Source organism: Sorangium sp. So ce362 (genome assembly GCF_051519845.1).
Classification (GTDB): Bacteria; Myxococcota_A; Polyangia; order Polyangiales; family Polyangiaceae; genus Sorangium.
Genome location: NZ_CP150332.1, coordinates 8134386 through 8152158, shown reverse-complemented (window position 1 = coordinate 8152158; position 17773 = coordinate 8134386). Strand labels below are relative to the sequence as shown.

The 17773-nt window shown below is 72.0% G+C and carries 17 protein-coding genes and 1 tRNA gene; 8 read left to right on the top strand and 10 right to left on the bottom strand.

What is annotated here, in order from left to right; all coding sequences use genetic code 11:
- Positions 1-70 precede the first annotated feature (70 nt).
- The 3 genes from WMF17_RS31250 to WMF17_RS31240 all read right to left on the bottom strand — a co-directional run bounded on the left by WMF17_RS31250 (position 71) and on the right by WMF17_RS31240 (position 2324).
- Entirely contained in the window at positions 71-760 is a 690-nt protein-coding gene (locus WMF17_RS31250) for an MgtC/SapB family protein (protein ID WP_437596856.1), read from the bottom strand.
- Between the two features lie 148 nt (positions 761-908).
- Positions 909-2015, bottom strand: a complete 1107-nt coding sequence (locus tag WMF17_RS31245; protein WP_437644620.1) for a M23 family metallopeptidase — start codon at positions 2013-2015, stop codon at positions 909-911.
- 180 nt (positions 2016-2195) lie between these two features.
- On the bottom strand, positions 2196-2324 hold the full coding sequence (locus tag WMF17_RS31240) for a hypothetical protein (protein ID WP_437644618.1): 129 nt from the start codon (positions 2322-2324) through the stop codon (positions 2196-2198).
- Between the two features lie 333 nt (positions 2325-2657).
- Between WMF17_RS31240 and WMF17_RS31235 the strand changes: the two genes are divergently transcribed.
- Together WMF17_RS31235 and WMF17_RS31230 are read left to right on the top strand one after the other, a co-directional pair.
- Positions 2658-3266 carry a hypothetical protein gene (locus WMF17_RS31235; protein WP_437596853.1) on the top strand — a complete coding sequence of 203 codons (609 nt, stop codon included), beginning with the start codon at positions 2658-2660 and terminating at the stop codon, positions 3264-3266.
- Entirely contained in the window at positions 3263-3826 is a 564-nt protein-coding gene (locus WMF17_RS31230; protein WP_437644616.1) for a hypothetical protein, read from the top strand. The genes WMF17_RS31235 and WMF17_RS31230 overlap by 4 nt, the downstream gene beginning before the upstream one ends.
- Before the next feature lie 15 nt (positions 3827-3841).
- On the opposite strand, the gene WMF17_RS31225 is transcribed toward WMF17_RS31230, so the two are convergent.
- Both WMF17_RS31225 and WMF17_RS31220 read right to left on the bottom strand, forming a co-directional pair.
- Complete coding sequence (locus WMF17_RS31225; protein WP_437644614.1) at positions 3842-4300, bottom strand: hypothetical protein; 459 nt, start codon at positions 4298-4300, stop codon at positions 3842-3844.
- Positions 4301-4749: 449 nt separating this feature from the next.
- Positions 4750-4917: a hypothetical protein gene (locus tag WMF17_RS31220; protein WP_437644613.1), complete on the bottom strand. Its 168-nt coding sequence runs from the start codon at positions 4915-4917 to the stop codon at positions 4750-4752.
- Positions 4918-5087: 170 nt separating this feature from the next.
- Here WMF17_RS31220 and WMF17_RS31215 point away from each other — a divergent pair.
- A tRNA-Leu gene (locus tag WMF17_RS31215) sits at positions 5088-5170 on the top strand.
- A gap of 673 nt (positions 5171-5843) precedes the next feature.
- Entirely contained in the window at positions 5844-6044 is a 201-nt protein-coding gene (locus WMF17_RS31210; protein WP_437596850.1) for a hypothetical protein, read from the top strand.
- A 154-nt stretch (positions 6045-6198) separates the two neighbouring features.
- On the opposite strand, the gene WMF17_RS31205 is transcribed toward WMF17_RS31210, so the two are convergent.
- On the bottom strand, positions 6199-6546 hold the full coding sequence (locus tag WMF17_RS31205; protein ID WP_437479007.1) for a hypothetical protein: 348 nt from the start codon (positions 6544-6546) through the stop codon (positions 6199-6201).
- A gap of 107 nt (positions 6547-6653) precedes the next feature.
- Complete coding sequence (hutH, locus tag WMF17_RS31200; protein WP_437644611.1) at positions 6654-8234, bottom strand: histidine ammonia-lyase; 1581 nt, start codon at positions 8232-8234, stop codon at positions 6654-6656.
- A gap of 208 nt (positions 8235-8442) precedes the next feature.
- Here hutH and WMF17_RS31195 point away from each other — a divergent pair, with 208 nt between their 5' ends.
- Positions 8443-10254 (top strand): hypothetical protein, encoded by a 1812-nt coding sequence (locus tag WMF17_RS31195; protein ID WP_437596847.1) that lies wholly within the window; start codon positions 8443-8445, stop codon positions 10252-10254.
- Between the two features lie 18 nt (positions 10255-10272).
- Positions 10273-11262, top strand: a complete 990-nt coding sequence (locus tag WMF17_RS31190; protein WP_437644609.1) for a D-cysteine desulfhydrase family protein — start codon at positions 10273-10275, stop codon at positions 11260-11262.
- Between the two features lie 34 nt (positions 11263-11296).
- Here WMF17_RS31190 and WMF17_RS31185 read toward each other — a convergent pair whose 3' ends face one another.
- Positions 11297-12073, bottom strand: a complete 777-nt coding sequence (locus WMF17_RS31185; RefSeq protein WP_437596844.1) for an NTP transferase domain-containing protein — start codon at positions 12071-12073, stop codon at positions 11297-11299.
- Positions 12074-12215: 142 nt separating this feature from the next.
- Between WMF17_RS31185 and WMF17_RS31180 the strand changes: the two genes are divergently transcribed.
- The gene (locus WMF17_RS31180; RefSeq protein ID WP_437596842.1) at positions 12216-12989 is read left to right on the top strand and encodes an acyl-CoA desaturase; all 774 of its coding nucleotides are present in this window, start codon (positions 12216-12218) and stop codon (positions 12987-12989) included.
- Positions 12990-13059: 70 nt separating this feature from the next.
- On the opposite strand, the gene WMF17_RS31175 is transcribed toward WMF17_RS31180, so the two are convergent.
- On the bottom strand, positions 13060-14328 hold the full coding sequence (locus tag WMF17_RS31175) for a hypothetical protein (protein WP_437644607.1): 1269 nt from the start codon (positions 14326-14328) through the stop codon (positions 13060-13062).
- On the opposite strand from WMF17_RS31175, the gene WMF17_RS31170 reads away from it, so the two are divergent.
- On the top strand, positions 14309-15226 hold the full coding sequence (locus WMF17_RS31170; protein ID WP_437596839.1) for a TIGR01777 family oxidoreductase: 918 nt from the start codon (positions 14309-14311) through the stop codon (positions 15224-15226). The genes WMF17_RS31175 and WMF17_RS31170 overlap by 20 nt on opposite strands.
- A gap of 575 nt (positions 15227-15801) precedes the next feature.
- Here WMF17_RS31170 and WMF17_RS31165 read toward each other — a convergent pair.
- On the bottom strand, positions 15802-17673 hold the full coding sequence (locus tag WMF17_RS31165; protein ID WP_437596837.1) for a HEAT repeat domain-containing protein: 1872 nt from the start codon (positions 17671-17673) through the stop codon (positions 15802-15804).
- Positions 17674-17773: the final 100 nt, after the last annotated feature.

Genomic DNA, 17773 nt, shown 5'->3' with positions numbered 1-17773 from the left:
GCCCGCGGTGAAGGGCTCTCGGCATCACCGGTCCCACCGTACGGCGCGACCGTGCGCAGCGCGGCTTCCATCACGTGAGCGCCTGGACGTGGACCCGCCGGACCCCGGGCTGCTTTGCGAGCTGGTCAATCAGCCTCTCCACGCCGATCGTGTTCGGGATCCTCGCGTCGAGCGTCACGTTGACGCGCCGCTTGTCGTCGAGGCGGCGCTCGTAATCCATGTCCGAGACGACGGCCCCGAGCGCTTCGAGCGCCTTCATGATGTCAGCCACGCCGGCCGACTCCTCGCCCAGGACGAGGGCGATCCGTCGCCGGGTGCTGCGGTCGTCCTTGTCCTCGAAGCGGCGGAGCGTCGTGAGCGCGAGCACGCCGAGGAGCGTGACGACGACAGCCTCGACGTACATCGCCGCGCCCGAGCACATGCCGATCGCCGTCACGAGCCACAGGCCCGCCGCGGTCGTGATGCCCTGGACCGTGGTCCCGGTGCGCAGGATGGAGCCGCCGGCGAGGAAGCCGATGCCGGCGACGATCGACGCGGCGATGCGCGAGGAGTCGACGGCGACCAGATCCTCCTTTCCGTAATGCTGGAAGTAGACGAACTTCACCGAGATGACCATGAACGTCGCCGCGGCCATCGCGACGAGCAGGTGGGTCCGGAGCCCGACCTGGCGGCCGTGGCGATCGCGCTCGTATCCGATGATGCCGCCGAGCGCCGCGCCCGCGACGATCCGGATCAACAGGTCGACGTGCATGGTGTCCATCTGTGCTTGCACCTCCCGAGGGTGGCCGAGGCTTGCGGCGCGCTTGCGCCCGCGCGCGTCCTCGCCGGACGCGCAGCGGCGCGTCCCCGTACATAGGGCTCGCCGACCCGCAGGGGGAGACAAGGCCGCCGGGCGGCCTCGCCGGCGGTCACCGCCGCTGGCGCCGGGCGCCCGACGCGGCCGCGTGCGGCTGCGACTCCGAATCGTTCGCCGGCGACGCCGGCTCGTCCCCGCGTCCGGGCCGCGGCGCGGCGGGGAGGGGAGCCCCGATGTCGTCGAGCTCGCGGTCGAGCTCACCCTTCTCGGCGCGGAACGCGTCGCGCCGATCGGCGGGGAGCTCCCGCAGGGGCGTCGCGAGCAGCGTCTCCGCGTCGAAGTAGACGCCGTTGCGGCTCGCGCTGAAGTGCAGGTGCGGCCCCGTCGAGCGCCCGGTCGACCCCACGTAGCCGACGAGCTGATGGGTCGCCACGTGGTCTCCGCGCTTCAGGCCCGCCGCGAACCTCGAGAGGTGCGCGTAGCCTGTCTCGACGCCGTTGTCGTGCTGGATCGCGACCCACTTGCCGTGACCACCATGCGGCCCCACCCAGGAGACGCTGCCCTCGAGCGCGGCATAGACCGGGGTTCCCGACGGCGCGCCGTAGTCCGTGCCCTCGTGCGGCCTCACGCGGTGCAAGATGGGGTGCATCCGCTTGGGGTTGAACGGCGACGTCCGACGCAGCGTGGCGAGCGGCGCCTGCCACGGGTTCGGCATCGGCTCGCGTCCCTCTTCGTCGACCAGCCGCCCCGTGGCGTTGCCGTCGAACCGGTAGAAGCGGGCCTCCGGCTGCCCGGCCGCCCGCACGTCGAGCGCCAGAATACGAGGCTCCTTCGGCGCCGTGGCGGCCTCGGCCACGGCGCGGATCACCGCCCCGCGACGGAGCCCGTGAGGGAGGCGCCGCGCGAGCAGCTCCTCGGCTGCCCGCCGCACGCTCGCCAGCGGCTCCGCCGGCTCGCCCGGGGCTCCCACGGTCCAGGCCAGCGCGAGGTGCGGTTCTGCGCCCGCGTCGGGAGCCGGCGCCGGCGGCGCGTCCGGAGGCCCGGCGCTCGCGAGCTGCCGGCTCGCGGCGTCGAGCGACCTGTCGATCTCGATGGCGCGCACCGTGAACCACACGACCCCGACGCCGAGCAGCCCGAGCCCGAGCCACAACGAGGCCTCGGTGCGAGGCGACCAGCCGTCGGAAGTGGGCTCGGGTTGCTTGGGGCTTCCACCCGGCATCGGAGATCACCTTGCGCTATGGCACCGGCGAGCCCTGGCGGCAGTGACAGGGGCACGAGACATGCCGACGCTATGCGCGAGCGTCGCTCGCGTCAACCCCGGCCGCCCGGCGGGCCCCCTTCGCGGACGCATCGCTGGCGCGGCAGGTCTCCTCCGGGCACGCCAGCGCTTCGCCACCGCCTACCGGCCTGCCACGGCCCGGACGAGCTCGAATATCGCGGTCGCGCCGTGCTCCAGCACCTCTGCGGAGATGCGCTCGTCCCGGCCGTGGACTCGCTCGGCGCCGGCCATCGTGAGGTGGAGCGGCATGAATCCGTAGCAGGTGATGCCCTTGCTGCGGAATGCATTCTTCGCTTCCTCAGCCAGGGAGCTGCGCGATCGCGCATCCTTCGAACCATCCCCGCGAGCGCCTCCGCGGAAGGGGCAAGGGGGTCTCGAAACGACATCTGCCAGACCTTGGAGGCTCGGTCCAGTACCGGCATGCGCCTTGCTCTAAAATACGGGGAAATTGCTGAAGCAGCGGGACCTGCGGGCAGACCTCAAGCGGGGCACCCGGGCGGGTACCAGAAAATCCGCGGCAGTATTCCCGTTGTCGCGCCTCTCCAAAGGCGAGTAATCTCTTTCTGGGATAGCGAACACGACATGAGCACGTACGAACTTTTCCAATGGTTGGGGCTCGGGGCGGGCGCCCTCGTCCTGGTCGCGATCGTGGCGGGCGCGATCAAGCTCTCGCGCGCGACGGACGCGGTCTGGCCGAACTGTGCGACGAGGTACGGGCTGACCTTCGATCAGCAGAACGAGGGCAACGCGCTCACGTCACAGCGCCGCGTCAAGTCCCTCACCGGCGCCGTGCAGAACGTGCCGCTCCGCGTCATCTCCACCTGGAGCATGGTGGGCAACACCAGAACCACCTCCACGGCCTTCTATGCGCGCTCGTTGTATCCGGCGCCGCATCGCTTCTCGCTCCAGATCACGCGCGGCGCGGGGGGCCCGCAGTACCACCTGGTGCCGACGGGCGACCCGAACTTCGATCGCATGATTTCGCTCAGGAGCGACTCGCCCGCCCTCTCTCGCGCGCTCATGAACTCGGCGGTGCAGGCAGCGCTGCTCAAGCTGCCCATGAATCAGGTCGGGCTCTCTTACGACAACGGCGAGCTCTGTCTCTCCTACGGCGGTCAGCCGCTGAAGCCCGCCGAGCTCGAAGCCCCCATCCACGCCCTTGTCGCCCTGGGGCACTCGAGGCTCGCATGATGGCCTCACCCTCCGACCCGCGGCAGGCGTACCTCCGAGACCTCGGAGCGGCCCACGGCTTCACGCTCGAAGAGCTCGAGGTGAACCGGCAGGGGCGCCTTCATCCGGCGCAGGCCAAGCGCGGCAAGAGCTCCGGCATCGGCGGCGGGGTGTTCTTGCTCCTGCTCGGGTTACTCGTCGCCGCCGGGGGTGTCGGAGGTGCGCTCTACCTCTACGACGACTACTCGAAGCCGATCTCCGACATCGACATGAACGGGCTCTACGCGCTCGGCGGGGGCGGCGTCGTGCTGGGCGGGTTGCTCGGTATCGGCGCGCTGTTGACGTTCAGGAAGGTCGGCGCGAGGCGCAAGGCGTACGCCCAGAGCCCCGCGCTGGTCGCCCAGGGTCCGCTCCAAAAGGTGCACATCGACGGCCGCGGCGGCATGCCGAGCCAATGGCGCTACGTGATCGGCGGAGTCGCCTTCGTCGTCTCGCAGAAAGCGTGGGAGCTGACGACGCACGGCGCCCACTACCGCGTGTATCACCTGGTGGGCGATCTTCTGAGCATCGAGCCGCTGTGAGAGCTCGGGGCGGCCTCAAGTGATCTCCTCGATGGTCGCGCAATTGACGTCGCTCCCGACCTGAGCTCTCAGCGCGGCGTAGACAATATGGCTCCTCCGCTGGATCTGTGGCGCATGCGTTGAAATCCGAGATTCTCGACGACGCCGGCTGGAGGATTTCGGACCGATGAGCGCGCGCAGACAGAGCGCGCGGCGAACGGTGCCGAGCACGGCGGCGGCTCGGCGCCGAAGCATGTCACCCTCCAGCAGCTCGGCGAGCTCTGGACCTCGGGCGAGCTCGCGCGCATGGTCCCCGACCCTGTCAAGACGAAGCGGAGCGTGGAACAAGACGTCTACCGGCTTGACCGCCACGTGTATCCGATCGCCGGCCGCATCCCCGTCGCGGCCTTCACGCTCGACGACGCGGAGCGCGTCATGCGCGCGCTCCCGTCGATGTCGCCCGCGTCGCGCCGTCACATCGCGCAGCTCCTGCACCGCATGATGGCGAAGGCCGTCTTCCCTTGCCGTCTCCTCGCGACGAACCCGCTCCCCCGCGGCTTCCTCCCGAAGCTCGGCCCCGCGAAGGCGAAGGCATGCCTCTGCGCTGGCGAGGACGCTCGCCTGCTGGCCAGCACCGCGATCCCGCTGTGCTGGCGCGTCCTGTGGGGCTTCCAGAACCGCGAGGGACCGCGATCAGCGAGGCGGCCCGCTTGCAGGTGCAGGACGTCGACCTCGAGCGCGGCGCGCTGCGCCTCGAGAAGAACAAGCCGAACGACCCCCGCGCCTGGGCGCTCTCTCCCGGCGTGTCGCAGGCGCTGCGCGCCTGGCTCGCGCTCCGTGGCACCCCGGCACCCTCCGCGCCGCTCTTCGTCAACGAGGACGGCGATCGCTTCAGCGTCGAGCGCGCGGCCGAGCGTCGAGCGCGCGGCCGAGCGGTTCCGCGCTCACCTCCAGCTCGCCGGCATCGATCGCCCGGAGCTCTTCGAGGACTCCGACGAGCGCCAGCAGGTGCGCGCCCACGACACGCGCTCGACCTTCATCACTGTCGCGCTGGCGAACGGCCGCAGCGAGGCCTGGGTCGCCGACCGGACCGGGCACCGGAGCTCCATCATGATCCAGAGGTACCGCCGAGCCTCCAGGACGTTTGCAGAGCTGGGCCTTGGCGAGCTAGCTTCCCTCGCCGATGCGAGCCCCGAGCTGGGGGAAAAGTCAGCGGAATGGCCAGCGGCGGGGATGATGCGGAGCAGATCAAAGCCATAAATCTAAGCAAAATCAACTACTTGGCCCCGTGGCGAAATGGCAGACGCGGTGGATTTAAAATCCGCGGCCCTCTTGGGCGTGCCGGTTCGAGTCCGGCCGGGGCTACCTCGTGGGGTGACGTGGCGATCTGACCCCCGCCGACGTGATGGGGGCCCTCGGTGCGTCCGGCCGGCGAGAGCCGCCGGGCGCATCGAGCTTCCACCTGGGGGCTGTCGAGCGCAGCCAGGGGGGACCGCGCTTCGACCTGGAGGCTGTCGAGCTCGGCTCCGCGCCGCGCGTCCGCCAGGCTCATGGCCATCTTGCAGCTTCGTCGTAATCCCTTCTCTCCTCTCTCCTCTGCTTCCCTGCCCGGGGCGCTGGGCCGGGACCCCACCGGACACGCCCTCTGCTGCCGCTCACGGCACCTCACACCCTCCGCTGCTGTGGAGCGCTTCCCCCCTCACCCTCTCTGCGGTGAGCTCGTGACCTTGGCCTGACATCGTGCGTCACGACGGGCGGGAACGACGGGCGGGAACGATGGGCCGGGAACCGAGCGGCAGCGGCGGATCGACCTCCCGCGGCAGCAGCTGACCTGAGCTGCTTGCCCGCCTCGATGCCCGCCTCGAACGGGACCAGGTCGCTCTGTGTCCCTCGTGGCGCTGACGTGCCCGAGGCGCCGCGCCCCCGTCACGGGCTGATGGCGCCTGTCACGGTCTGATGCCACTCCGGCGCGCAGCCGTGTCCTGTCTCCTCTGGGCTCGACAAACCAAGTCGACTCTAGTAATGGGAGCGCCACTACATGGATCTGGATATCGATTGTCTGCGCGAGGCGAAAGTAGAGAACGTCGAACGTCTTGCACACGCGCTGGGGGTCAAGCTGCCCGAGCACAAGCGCCATGACAGGCGCGCTTACAACCGCGAGCTCATCCGCATGGTGATGCAGGGCATCCGGCGCGACGCCGAGCGCTCCCGCGGTCGCAGGTTTTTCGGCCGCAGCTGACGATTTCACCCCTGCGGTACGTTCCTCGAAGCGCGCCGGCCGGCAGCCCGTTCCTGCCCGCCTCCGCTCTCCGCTCCCCGCGGCCCCGCTCCTGCCGCCCCCGCTCCCGGCACCCCCGCCCGGACGTCCCGTCCTCGCCCTCGCCCCCAGCCCCCTACCGTCCCTGAGGCTTGCTCCGCACGGCCAGCCGGCTCCCCGTGACGCGGCTCCGCGCCGCCAGCAGGAGCGGCGCCGCCGGCGTGAGCGGATCGACAAGGTCGTTCACCTGGAGCATCGCCTTGTCCGTCACCTTCCACGCCGTCGAGTGACCCGACACCCCCTGCTGGGGCGACCCCGCCAGGTCCAGCGCTCGGCTCAGCTCCCGGCCCACCCGCTCGATGCGCGCCAGCTGCTCCCGCGACGCCCCCCCGTCCTTCGCCGCCGCGTAGATCGCCCGCACCACGCCGAGCAGATCTCGAACGGCATCGAATGGAAACGGCGGGGTGCTGACCGGAATGGGCACTGAGCCAATGTACAGCAACTCCCCCTTCGATGGAGCAGTTGCATTCCGGTGAGTCGCATACGATTTCCAAAAAATCGTCTCAGATGTAATTGTGACAACAGAAAAAATCAGTTGAGCGAACCCACCACCTCCTCCACCGCGGCGATGAGCGCGCCGCTCCGGATGAGCTCGGTGGCCGCCGCGATGTCCAGGTAGAGGGGGCGGTCCTCGACGAGCTCCGGCACCACGCGGCGGATGGCGGCGTGGGCGGCGGCCACCCCCGCGCTCGGGCGGAGCGGGCGCCGCTGGTCCACCCCCTGCGCCGCCGTGATGAGCTCGATCGCCAGCGAGCTGCGGACGTTCTCGATCACCTGGGAGAGCTTCCGGGCGCTGATGCTGCCCATGCTCACGTGGTCCTCGCGGCCGGCGCTCGAGGGGATCGAGTCGACGCTCGCCGGGTGGCAGAGCACCTTGTTCTCGCTGACCAGCGAGGCGCTCGCCACCTGGGCGATCATGAACCCCGAGTGCAGCCCGCTGCGCGGCGCGAGGAACGGCGTGAGGCCGGTCGAGAGCGCAGGATTGACCAGCTGCTCGACCCGCCGCTCGCTGATGTTCGCGAGCTCGGCCGCCGCCATCGCGGCGAGATCCAGGGCCAGCGCGACCGGCTGCCCGTGGAAGTTGCCGCCCGAGATCAGCTCGGCGCCCCCCTCGCCGAGGAACACCGTCGGGTTGTCCGTGACGCTGTTCACCTCCCGGGTCAGCACCTCGGTGGCCCAGGCGAGCGCGTCGCGCGTCGCGCCGTGCACCTGGGGCATGCAGCGGAGCGAGTAGGCGTCCTGCACCCTCGGGCAGTCCGCGTGGCTCTGCATGATCTCGCTGCCCCCGAGCAGCGCGCGCAGGTTGCCGGCCGTGCCGGCCTGGCCCGGGTGCGGGCGCACGCGCATGAGCCGCTCGTCGAACGGGCGCTTCGAGCCCATCAGCGCCTCGAGGCTCACCGCGCCGGCGATGTCCGCGACCTTGCAGAGCGCGGCCGCGTCCCGCAGGGCGAGCGCGCCGAGCGCGGTCATGTACTGGGTCCCGTTGATCAGGGCGAGCCCCTCCTTCGCCGCGAGCGCGAGCGGCGCGATGCCGGCCTTCGCCAGCGCCACCGCGCTCGGCATGAGCTGCCCCTCGAAGCGCGCCTCCCCCTCGCCGATGAGCGAGAGCGCGAGGTGCGCCAGCGGCGCGAGATCGCCCGACGCGCCGACCGAGCCCTGGGCCGGGATGCGCGGGCACACGCCGCGCTCGATCAGGGCGGCGAGCAGGTCGAGCACCTCCGTGCGCACCCCCGAGTGCCCCAGCGCGATCACCTGCGCGCGCAGGACGATCATCGCGCGCACCTCGGCCTCGCCGAGATCGGGCCCCACCCCGCAGGCGTGGCTCCGCACGAGGTTCCGCTGGAGCGCCCGGATGTCGTGATCGGCGATGCGCGTCTCCGCGAGCGCGCCGAAGCCGGTGTTGATCCCGTACACCGCAGGCGCGGCGTCGCCCGCCGCCACGATCGCGTCGATCGCGCGGCGCGAGGCCTCGGCGCGCTCGCGCGCCTCGGCGCAGATCGCCACCGGACGGCCGCGTCGCGCGACGTCCTCGAGATCCGCGAGCGAGAGGGGGCGGCCCAGGAGCAACGGAGAGGGAGAGACAGCGGCGGCGCGCGGCGTGGAGGGGGTCACGGGGACGCACGCTAGAGCGGCGGATGCCGCGAGAAAAGCCGCCCGAGCGGCGATCCGCGGCGCCGCTCGATCGCTCGCCGGCGGCCCGCGGGGCCCCGGCAGCGCCCCCGGCTGGAAAACGCAGAATCCAGTGCCCCGCGGGGATCGATCCGCCTATCCTCGCCGGCGCGTTCCCGGCCGCGCGCCGGCGCGCGGTCGCTTGCTTCCGATGCGTTTCACCCTGGCCCTCCTCGCCCCCCTTGCGTTTGCTGTCGCGGTCGCCTCGCCGAGCGCCGCCCAGCCCGTCGATGACGCGAGCGCGGAGCGTGGGAACGAGGAGGACGCGAGCGCAGACGCCGCCAGCGCGGAGGACGCGAGCGCGGAGGACGCGGACGGCGCCAGCAGCGCGGGGCTGGGCGCGCCGCCGTCCGCGCCGGCCGCGCCGGCCGTCGACCGCTTCGAGCAGCGGCTCGTCCTGGACACCGGCCGCTCGCCGCCGCCCCCGCCGGACCCGACCCGGTCGACGTTCTCGCTGCAGGGCGAGTACCAGCTCCGCTACCGCGCCATGAGCGATCTCCGGCTCCGGGCGCCGCGCCTCTCGGCTCCGGGCGCGACGACGCTCGGGCAGAACCAGTACATCGCTCACTGGCTGCGCCTCTCGCCGCGCTTCCACTACAAGGACAAGGCGTCCATCGTCGCGCAGATCGACGTCGTCCGCGGGCTCATCGCCGGCGATGTCACGCGGCACGTCGAGCAGGTGCGCGACGCGCGCGCCGCCCTGGCCTGGTACGAGGTGCACCCGCGCTACCTCTACCTGGAGCTGCCGTCGTCCGTCGGCGTCTTCCGGCTGGGCCAGCAGGGCGCGCACTGGGGGATGGGGCTCGTCGCCAACGACGGCGAGCGCGCGACCCTCTTCGGAGACTACGAGCGCGGATCGCTCGTCCAGCGCGTCCTCTTCGCGGCGACGCCGATGGGCCGGACCGGACCGCTCCTCGTGACGATCGCGGGCGACCTCGTGTTCGAGGACAGCGCGGCCGACCTGCTCGGAAACGACGTCGAGGGGCAGGACGAAGGGGAGGGCGATCGCGCGCTCCAGGCGGTCGTGTCGGCGCTCTGGCGCGAGCGGCGCGGCGAGGTCGGGATCTACGGCGCCCTGCGGCGGCAGGCCCGCGAGCGCCGCGCGAAGACGAGCCCGGCCCGGTCCACCGAGACGCTCGCCTCGGCCGTGATCGACGTGACCGGCAAGTTCGACGCGCCAGTGCCGGGGGGCGGCGCCCACGTCTACGGCGAGATCGAGGCCGCGGTGATCCTGGGCTCGACGTCGTTCATCCCGCGCGGGCCCGCGCCGCCCTCGGGCGCGGCGGCAGGGCGCGCGCCCGTGGCGGTGCGCTCGGTCGGCGGCGCGGCCACGCTCGGGGCCGTGCACGTCGCGGGCCGCGGGCGGCGGCCGGCCGAGCAGTGGGGGCGCGTCGTCACGGAGCTCGAGGCCGGCTACGCGTCGGGCGACGACGACCCCAGGGACGGCGTCTCGCGGCGGTTCACCTTCGACCCGAGCCACAACGTCGGGCTCCTCCTGTTCGACCAGGTGCTCGCCTGGAAGACCGCGCGCTCGGCCACGATCGCCGAGCGGGAGCTCTTCGCCGCGTCCCCCGAGCCCGGGATCCGGTCGCTGCCCTCCAAGGGAGGCGTGTTCGGCGCCGCCTACGTGAACCCGCGGGTCGTCGTGCGGCCGGCGCGCTGGCTCGACCTGAAGGCAGGGGCGATCATCGCCGAGGCGACGACCGATGTGGTCGACCCGCACAGCACCCCCCGGGCGGGCGGCAGCCTCGCCAACTACGACGGCGGGCCCTCGCGCCGCCGCGATCTCGGCGTCGAGCTCGACCTCGGCGTCGACGCGCGCATCGCGATGGGCAGGCTCGTCACAATCCAGCTCGGCACCGAGGCCGGCGTCCTCTTCCCCGGCGGCGCGTTCGACGACGCCTCCGGCACGGAGCTCGCCGACCAGTACCTGCTCACGCTCAAGCTGGGCGTGATCCATTGACCGCATGGGAGAGAAACGATGCGCAAACGACTCGCGCTGAGCCACCTTCCGACCCCGATCCAGCGCCCGCGGCGGCTCGCCGAGGCGCTCGGCGTCGACCTCCACGTGAAGCGCGACGACATGACGGCGGGCGCGGAGGCCGGCAACAAGATCCGCAAGCTCGAGTACCTGCTCGCCGCCGCGCGCGAAGAGGGCGCCGACTGCGTGCTCACCTGCGGCGGCCTGCAGTCGAACCACGCGCGCGCGACCGCGCTGCTCTGCGCCTCGCTCGGCCTGCGCTCGGTGCTGTTCCTGCGCACCGCCGATCCGTCGGCCGGGGCGCCGCTCCAGGGCAACACGCTGCTCGACCGGCTCGTCGGCGCCGAGATCCGGCTGATCTCGCCCGAGGCGTACCGGAGCCGCGACGCCGTGATGGCCGAGGCGGCCGCCGAGCTCCGCGCGGCGGGCGGCCGGCCGTACGTGATCCCCGAGGGCGGCTCGAACGGCCTCGGCGCGCTCGGCTACGTGCGCGCGATGGAGGAGATCCGCAAGCAGCTCGACCTCGGCCTCGCGGGGGGCAAGCCGTTCGACGTCATCGTGCACGCGTGCGCCTCGGGCGGGACGGCGGCGGGCACGGCGCTCGGCGCGGCCCGCTACGAGGTGGCCGGCGAGGTGCGCGCGATGGCGGTGTGCGAGGACAGGGCGATGTTCGCGCGCATCGCGGTCCAGATCATGGACGACGCGCGCGCGCTCGATCCGCGCCTCGGCGCGCCCGTCCACCTCGTGATCGACGACTCCGCGAGGGGGCCGGCCTACGCGGTCTCCACGCCGGAGCAACGGGCGCGGATCCTGAAGGTGGCGCGGCTGTCGGGGCTCATCCTCGACCCGGTGTACACGGGCAAGGCGTTCTCCGGGCTCTGGGACATGGCCGAGCGGGGCGAGCTCTCGGGCAAGCGGGTGCTGTTCCTGCACACCGGCGGCCTGCCCGGCCTCCTCGTGCAAGGCGCCGACTTCGCCGACGTCTTCTAGGGCGGCGCGAGCCGCCGCGCGCGCGCCGGCCGCTTCAGGTCGCGCCGCGCCACCACGCGTCGGCCAGCGACGCGTCTTCCAGGGTGTCGATCTCCATGTAGCCGCCGTGCGTGTCGATCTTGTGGAGGGCCGCGCCGGACTCGAGCATGTGCTGGAGCAGATCGATGAGGTAGGCGCGCCGGAACGAGCGGCCCTCGCGGAACTCCGGCCGCTCCGAGAAGGCGGCGCGCGCGGCGTCGAAGGCGGCCAGGAACTGCGCGGCGCCCCGCGCGGAGAGCTTCATCACCCCGATGAACTCGCCCGCCGCGGCCTCCGGCGGGATGCGGCGCGAGAGCTCCACGACGCGATCCGCGCTGGCCGCGTCGGCGCGGAGCTTCTCGGCGTCGGTCTCCGGGTGCTGCGAGCGGCCCACGTAGCGGCGCCGCCAGTCGGTGTCGCAGGCGAGCGCGATGTCGTGCGGAGAGCGCACGAGATCCGCCACGATCTCGGGCCGGTAGACGATGTCCGCGTACGTCGAGACGAAGCCGCCCTCGAGGTGCTCGCGCGCGCAGAGGAGCGACAGCAGGATGTTGTTCTGCTCCCAGTCGCGGTTCTCGACGTACGTCAGATCCGGGTAGGCGGCCCGGATCACGTCGGCCTTGTAGCCGCAGACGAACACGACATCCGACCGCTTGAAGCCGCCCGCCGCGAGCGCGTCGAGGATGCTGTCGAGCATCGGGCGGCCAAGGATCGGAACCAGCGTCTTCGGCAGCTCTTCGGTCAGGTGACGCAGCCGGCTGCCCCGGCCCGCACCGATGATCACGGCCTTCACGACGCCGCCGTACCACGGACGGACTCGGGAGAGCCCAGGGACGTAGGAGGCAGCCGGAAAACACGCAGGATCCAGGCCCCCGTTACGGAAACGTGACGGTGCCCTGACCCCCTGCCGCCGACCGCCGGGCTACGAGCGGAGCATGGAGATCGCGATCGTTCTCATCGCCCACTCTACGCTTTCGGTCTTTTTCCAGACCTTCTTCCTGCACCGGTACGCCTCGCATCGGATGTTCACGATGTCGAAGCGATGGGAGCGGATTTTTCACTTCCTGACCTACCTCACGCAGGGCTCTTCGTACCTGGTTCCGTGGGTTTACGCGATCTTGCACCGCATGCACCACGCGTACAGCGACACGCCGAAGGATCCGCACTCGCCGCGGTACTACTCGGGGGTCGTCTCGATGATGCTGGACACCGCGAAGCGCTACGACGCGATCTACGAGGGCAAGGCCGACGTGGAGCCGCGCTTCCTCGGCGGCTACCCGGAGTGGCCGACGCTCGATCGCATCGGCAACTCGTGGATCGGCCGCCTCGCGTGGGGCACGGGGTACACGCTCCTCTACGTGGCCTTCGCCTCGCACTGGTGGCAGTTCCTGTTCCTCCCGCTCCACTGGACCATGGGCCCGCTGCACGGGGCGATCGTCAACTGGTGCGGCCACCGCTACGGCTACCGCAACTTCAACAGCGACGACGACTCGCGCAACACGCTGATCCTCGACGTCGTGACGCTCGGCGAGCTCTTCCAGAACAACCACCACAAGTACGCGATGAGCCCGAACTTCGCGGTGCGGTGGTTCGAGATCGACCCGGCCTATCAGGTCATCCGGTTGCTCGGCTGGGTGGGCATCCTCCAGATGTCCGACAAGCGCCAGATCGCCCGGCTGGAGCCCGAGACCGCGCGGGCCGAAGGGTAGGGGCGCCGGCCGCGCGGCCCGAAGGGTAGGGGGCCGGCCGCGCCGGCCCCGCGCGCGGCTCCCCTCGACGCTACGCGAACAGCAGCCGGAACGCGCCGGGGACGTCCTTCGGCCCGAGCTGCTCCTTGCGCTCGTTGAACTCCGGAAGACAGGCCTGATAGGCCGCGTCCACCCGCAGATCGCTCCCATCCCAGCCCGGGCGCCAGATCTCCATCGTCTCGCCCGCGAGATCGATGACGTCCTTGAACTGCCCGCGCTCCTTCAGGATCTGCGTGCTGAGCCCGTACATCAGCAGCCCTCCCGGGATCGCCCCGAGCGCCGTCGTCGCCAGCGCCGGATAGCAGATGCGCGCCGTCCGCACCCCGAACCGCTCCTGGATCTCCGCCATCGTCTTGCGCTGCAGCTGCTTCGCGCCGGCGAGCGGGCCCATCGCGTAGACAGGATCGTCGCTCGGGTAGTCGTAGTCGCAGAACGACACCACGCTCTCGCCCTTCGCGAGCAGCCCCGCCGCGGCGAGCGGCTCGGCCCACAGGAGCGACGAGGTGCCCATGAACTTGTTCGTCCGCTCGATGTCCGCCTCGTTCGCGACGTCCACCTCGACGAGCCCGAGCTTGCGGACGTTCTCGGGGCGCGAGAAATCAGGCACCTGGAGCACCGGATCGAACGCGACGTCGAGGTCCTTCACCTTCGTCGGCCCGTGCTCCGCGTACCGCTTCATCGCGCCGGCCGCGATGCCGTTCACGAGGTGCACCGCCCGATACCGCTCCTTCAGCGCGGCGACCACCTCGTCGATCACCTGCGGCTTCGTGGCGTCGCTGTTCCAGAAGCGCGCCGTGAGCCCCTCGGCCTCCGCCGCGTCCGAGATCGCCTTCACGTGGTGCGGGCCGATCTGCATCTTCTCGCTGTCGAAGTGCACCGCGAAGACGGCGGCCCGCTCCCCGAAGAGCAGCTGCAGCGCGAGCGCCCGGGTCATGCCGTTCGAGCCGCCCAGGATCAGCACCGCCGCGTCCGGGGCGATCTTCGCGCCGGCCGGGCGGATGCGGGCGCGGTGCGCCGCGAGCTGCTCGGTCGCCACGCGCGCGCCGTGCTCGGCCAGCGCCCCGACGAGCGAGCGGCGATCCAGGCCGCCGAGAGGAAGCTTCTTGAAGGTCTCTAGGTCATCCATCACGTCCCGCGTCTTACCGTCTCCCGCGCTCCGCGTCACGACTGGACAGCTGCCGCCCGTCCGGCGCGCCTCCGTCGTGGCGCCCGAGGCGCCCGGGCGCCCGAGGCGCCCGAAGGGAAGCCCGCCTCCGTCCGAGCCGTGATAGAACGATCTCGTGAAGACGGTTCTTGTCACCGGCGGCAGCGGGTTTATCGGGCGTGGTCTCGTGAAGGAGCTGCTCGCGCGGGGGGATCGGGTGACGGTGCTGACGCGCGACGTGGGGCGGACGCAGGCGGCGCTGCCCGGGGCGCGTGTCGTGTCGTGGAGCCCCTACAGCGCGGGGCCGTGGTTCGAGGAGCTCGACGGGGTGGACGGGGTGATCCACCTCGCGGGCGAGTCGATCACCAAGCGCTGGACCGAGGACGCGCGGCGCGAGATCGTGAACAGCCGCGTCGACACGACCCGCCTCATGGGCGAGGCGATCGGCAAGGCCAAGCGCAAGCCGGGCGCGTTCCTCTGCGCCTCCGCGGTCGGCTACTACGGCCCGCAGCCGGGCGAGAAGGTGCTCGACGAGGGCGCCCCGCCCGGGGAGGGCTTCCTCGCCGACGTCGTGGTCCGCTGGGAAGAGTCGGCCCGCGCCGTCGAGGAGCAGCACGGCGTCCGCTCGGTGCAGCTGCGGATCGGCGTGGTGATCGGCGAGGGCGGCGGCGCGCTCGAGAAGATGATCGCCCCCTTCAGGTTCTTCTTGGGCGGGCCGATCGGCGACGGCAAGCAGGTGATCTCGTGGATCCACCGCGACGACGTGGTGGGGATGACCCTGCTCGCCCTCGACAACGACGCGGTGCGGGGCCCCTTCAACATGACCGCGCCGCACGCGGCGACCGGCGAGGAGGTCGCGCAGGCGATCGGCGCCGTGCTCCGCCGGCCGTCGTGGCTCCGTGTGCCCGAGGCGGTGGTGAAGCTCGGGATGGGCGACGCGGCCGAGATCGTCACCACCGGGCAGCGCGTCCATCCCAGGCGGGCGGAGGAGCTCGGCTACACGTTCCGCCACGCCCGCCTGGTGCCTGCGCTCGAGTCGATCTTCAGCCGCTGAGCCCCGCTCGCAGCCGTCGCCCGCGAGCGCCGCGCTCGAGCCGCTCTTCAGCCGCCGAGCGCCTGGCCTTGGCCGCCGAGCGCCCGCGGAGGAGCCGGCGCGCGTCGCCCCGGCCGCGACGTGTCTGCCAGGGCAGCTGGGCGCCGCCGCACGGCGCCCAGCTGCTGCCCACGCAAGAAGAGCCGCCGGTGGTGCGCTGAGAAGTCGACCGTTGTCGAGCAGCGCACCACCGGGAGCCCGGACGGCGGTTTCCCAGCGCTCCCCCAAGCGCTCCGTCCGCTTCAATGCTTACGACATTACGCGCCGAGAGGCTTTCGGGATGAGTTGGATTGGCGCGTGCAGGGCATCCCGACTGGAAGGTGCCGTGCACCCCCCCACCGCGACGCCAGACACAAAGTCGTTAGGGAAATCCCCTTGCCGCGGCGCACAATCGCGGGGTTGCTCGTCTGATCCGGCTTTCCAGCGCATGAGCGGAGGTGGGGACCGGGGGCAGTCTGCTGTTGACGTCCTGACAGGCAACCACCCCGGCGCGGGGAGCCTGCGCGACCGGCGGGCGCGCAGGCGCGCTGGTGCGCTCACGGGTTGATGCCGCGACTCTGGAGGATCTCGCGCACCACCGTTTGCGCGGAGCCTGGCAGCTCGGCGAGCGAGGCGCGGGCGAGCTCCACGAACTTCATGCCGCGCGCGCGCTTCAGCGCCTCGACGGCCGCGGCGCGCTCCTCGGCGCCCTCGTGCTGGAGGATGCCGAGGAGCATCTCGCCGGCCTCGAGGGTGTCTATCTTCGCGATCGCGCGCACGGCGCTGGCGCGGACGGCGGGCGCCTGCGACTCGCGGTAGATGCGGGCGAGCGGCTCGAAGGCGTGGGCGAAGCGGAGCTCCTCGAGCGCGCGCGCGGCCTCGTGGAGCACGGTGGGGTCGGGATCCACGAGCGCGTCGCGGAGCGTGATGAACGTGCGCTTGTAGAGGAAGCGGGAGAGGGCGCGGACCACGGCCACCCGGATCTTCGGCTCGGGGCGGCGGAACAGGTGCTCGAGCGGCGAGAGGATCGTGTAGAGCTCGACCGTCGCGAGCTGCTCGGCGAGGCTGATGAGCTGCTGCGCGGGCGACCGCTGCGCGGGGGCGGCCTCGGGCGTCGCGCCCTCCACGGCGAGCGCGGTCAGCCGGGCGAGCATGGCGCGGCGGCGGGTGACCTCGGACCACTGCGCCGGGTCGAGGACGATGTCGCCGCACGCCTGGCTGGCGCTGCCGGCCTGCTCCCACTCGACGAGATCGATGTGCCAGACGTCGGGGAAGCCGAGCTCGTGGCGGAGGTGCGCCGGCAGCGGCGACGCGTCGATCGGCAGGTCCTGCGCGCTCACGTAGCGGCCGCCGGCGCGGGCGTAGTGCTTCTTCCGGGTCTCCTCGAGCGGCAGCTGCGTGAGGGCGCGATAGATCGTGCCGACCTTGCTGTACTGCCCCGCCTCGCCGAGCGCGATCACGGCGGCGAGCAGCGCGTTCTCGGCGATCTCGGGGGGGGCGGCGCGCTTCTGCGAGACGGCGGACACCTCTTGCCAGAGGCGGGCCTGCGTGAGCACGGCGAAGTTGGCGACGGCGGTGAGGCCCTCTTTCCGGGCGTACGCGGCCATCTCGCGGGCGAGCGTGGCGGCGGCGGAGATCTCGCCCTGCTTCTCGGCCGCGGCGACCGCCTCCTCGTAGGACTGGAGCGCGTAGTAGCGCAGGTGGTCCTCGCGCAGGATGCGGATGACGTTCACGTAGCCCTCGAGCACGTGCTCGAAGGCGCGGCTCTCGCGGCCGACGGCGATGAGGACCTGGTAGCAGTCGAAGGCGCGCTCGCGCTGGCCGATGGTCTCGTACCGGTCGGCGGCCTCCTCGAGCAGGTGGACGGAGGCGAAGACGGCCTCGCGCGCGGCCGCGGCGTCGCCGGTGCGGAGCGAGGTGCGGGCGAGGTTGAAGCGGGCGAGGCCGGCGGCGTAGAGGTCGCTGCCCGACGAGGAGAGCAGCTGGGCGAGGCGCGACCAGAGGGCGCGGGCGCGGGCGAAGTCCTGGCCGCGCTCGCGGGCGATGGCGGCCTGCGCGACGAGGCCGGCGGCCTCGTACTCGTCGGCGGCGCGGGCGTGGAGCCGCTTCTGCCGCTCGGGGTCCTGCTCGCGCTCGGCCCAGGCGAGCATCGTGCGCGCGCGGTCGATGGGCGGGACGTGCGCGATGAGGGGGCGCTGGCTGTGCTCGCTGCCCGCGTACCAGGCGACGGTGAGGGCGCTCCTCGGGTCGCCCAGCCGGACCAGCACGTCGCGGAGCTCGTCCGTCATGGCGACGTAGTCGTCCTCGCGGGCGATTGTGTGCTGGAGGGCGCTGAAGAGCGCGTCGCGCGCGCGCGGGAGATCGCCCCTGGCCAGCGCGGAGCGGGCCTCGTCGCGGAGCTCGTGCAGGGGGCGGACGCCTTGGGTCATGCGGGGAGCGAGCGTAGTACACAACGGCAGCGGCCGCCGGAGGGGGCGGCCGCGCGCGGGAAGGAGGAGCGCGGACCGCCGCTCCTCGAGGTGACCCCGG

What these genes read in the sequence shown, in the direction of transcription:
- WMF17_RS31250 (WP_437596856.1), bottom strand. Translation starts at nt 760, where the DNA reads ATGGACACCATGCACGTCGACCTGTTGATCCGGATCGTCGCGGGCGCG.
- WMF17_RS31245 (WP_437644620.1), bottom strand. Translation starts at nt 2,015, where the DNA reads ATGCCGGGTGGAAGCCCCAAGCAACCCGAGCCCACTTCCGACGGCTGG.
- WMF17_RS31240 (WP_437644618.1), bottom strand. Translation starts at nt 2,324, where the DNA reads ATGCCGCTCCACCTCACGATGGCCGGCGCCGAGCGAGTCCACGGCCGG.
- WMF17_RS31235 (WP_437596853.1), top strand. Translation starts at nt 2,658, where the DNA reads ATGAGCACGTACGAACTTTTCCAATGGTTGGGGCTCGGGGCGGGCGCC.
- WMF17_RS31230 (WP_437644616.1), top strand. Translation starts at nt 3,263, where the DNA reads ATGATGGCCTCACCCTCCGACCCGCGGCAGGCGTACCTCCGAGACCTC.
- WMF17_RS31220 (WP_437644613.1), bottom strand. Translation starts at nt 4,917, where the DNA reads ATGATGGAGCTCCGGTGCCCGGTCCGGTCGGCGACCCAGGCCTCGCTG.
- WMF17_RS31210 (WP_437596850.1), top strand. Translation starts at nt 5,844, where the DNA reads ATGGATCTGGATATCGATTGTCTGCGCGAGGCGAAAGTAGAGAACGTC.
- WMF17_RS31195 (WP_437596847.1), top strand. Translation starts at nt 8,443, where the DNA reads ATGCGTTTCACCCTGGCCCTCCTCGCCCCCCTTGCGTTTGCTGTCGCG.
- WMF17_RS31190 (WP_437644609.1), top strand. Translation starts at nt 10,273, where the DNA reads ATGCGCAAACGACTCGCGCTGAGCCACCTTCCGACCCCGATCCAGCGC.
- WMF17_RS31180 (WP_437596842.1), top strand. Translation starts at nt 12,216, where the DNA reads ATGGAGATCGCGATCGTTCTCATCGCCCACTCTACGCTTTCGGTCTTT.
- WMF17_RS31165 (WP_437596837.1), bottom strand. Translation starts at nt 17,673, where the DNA reads ATGACCCAAGGCGTCCGCCCCCTGCACGAGCTCCGCGACGAGGCCCGC.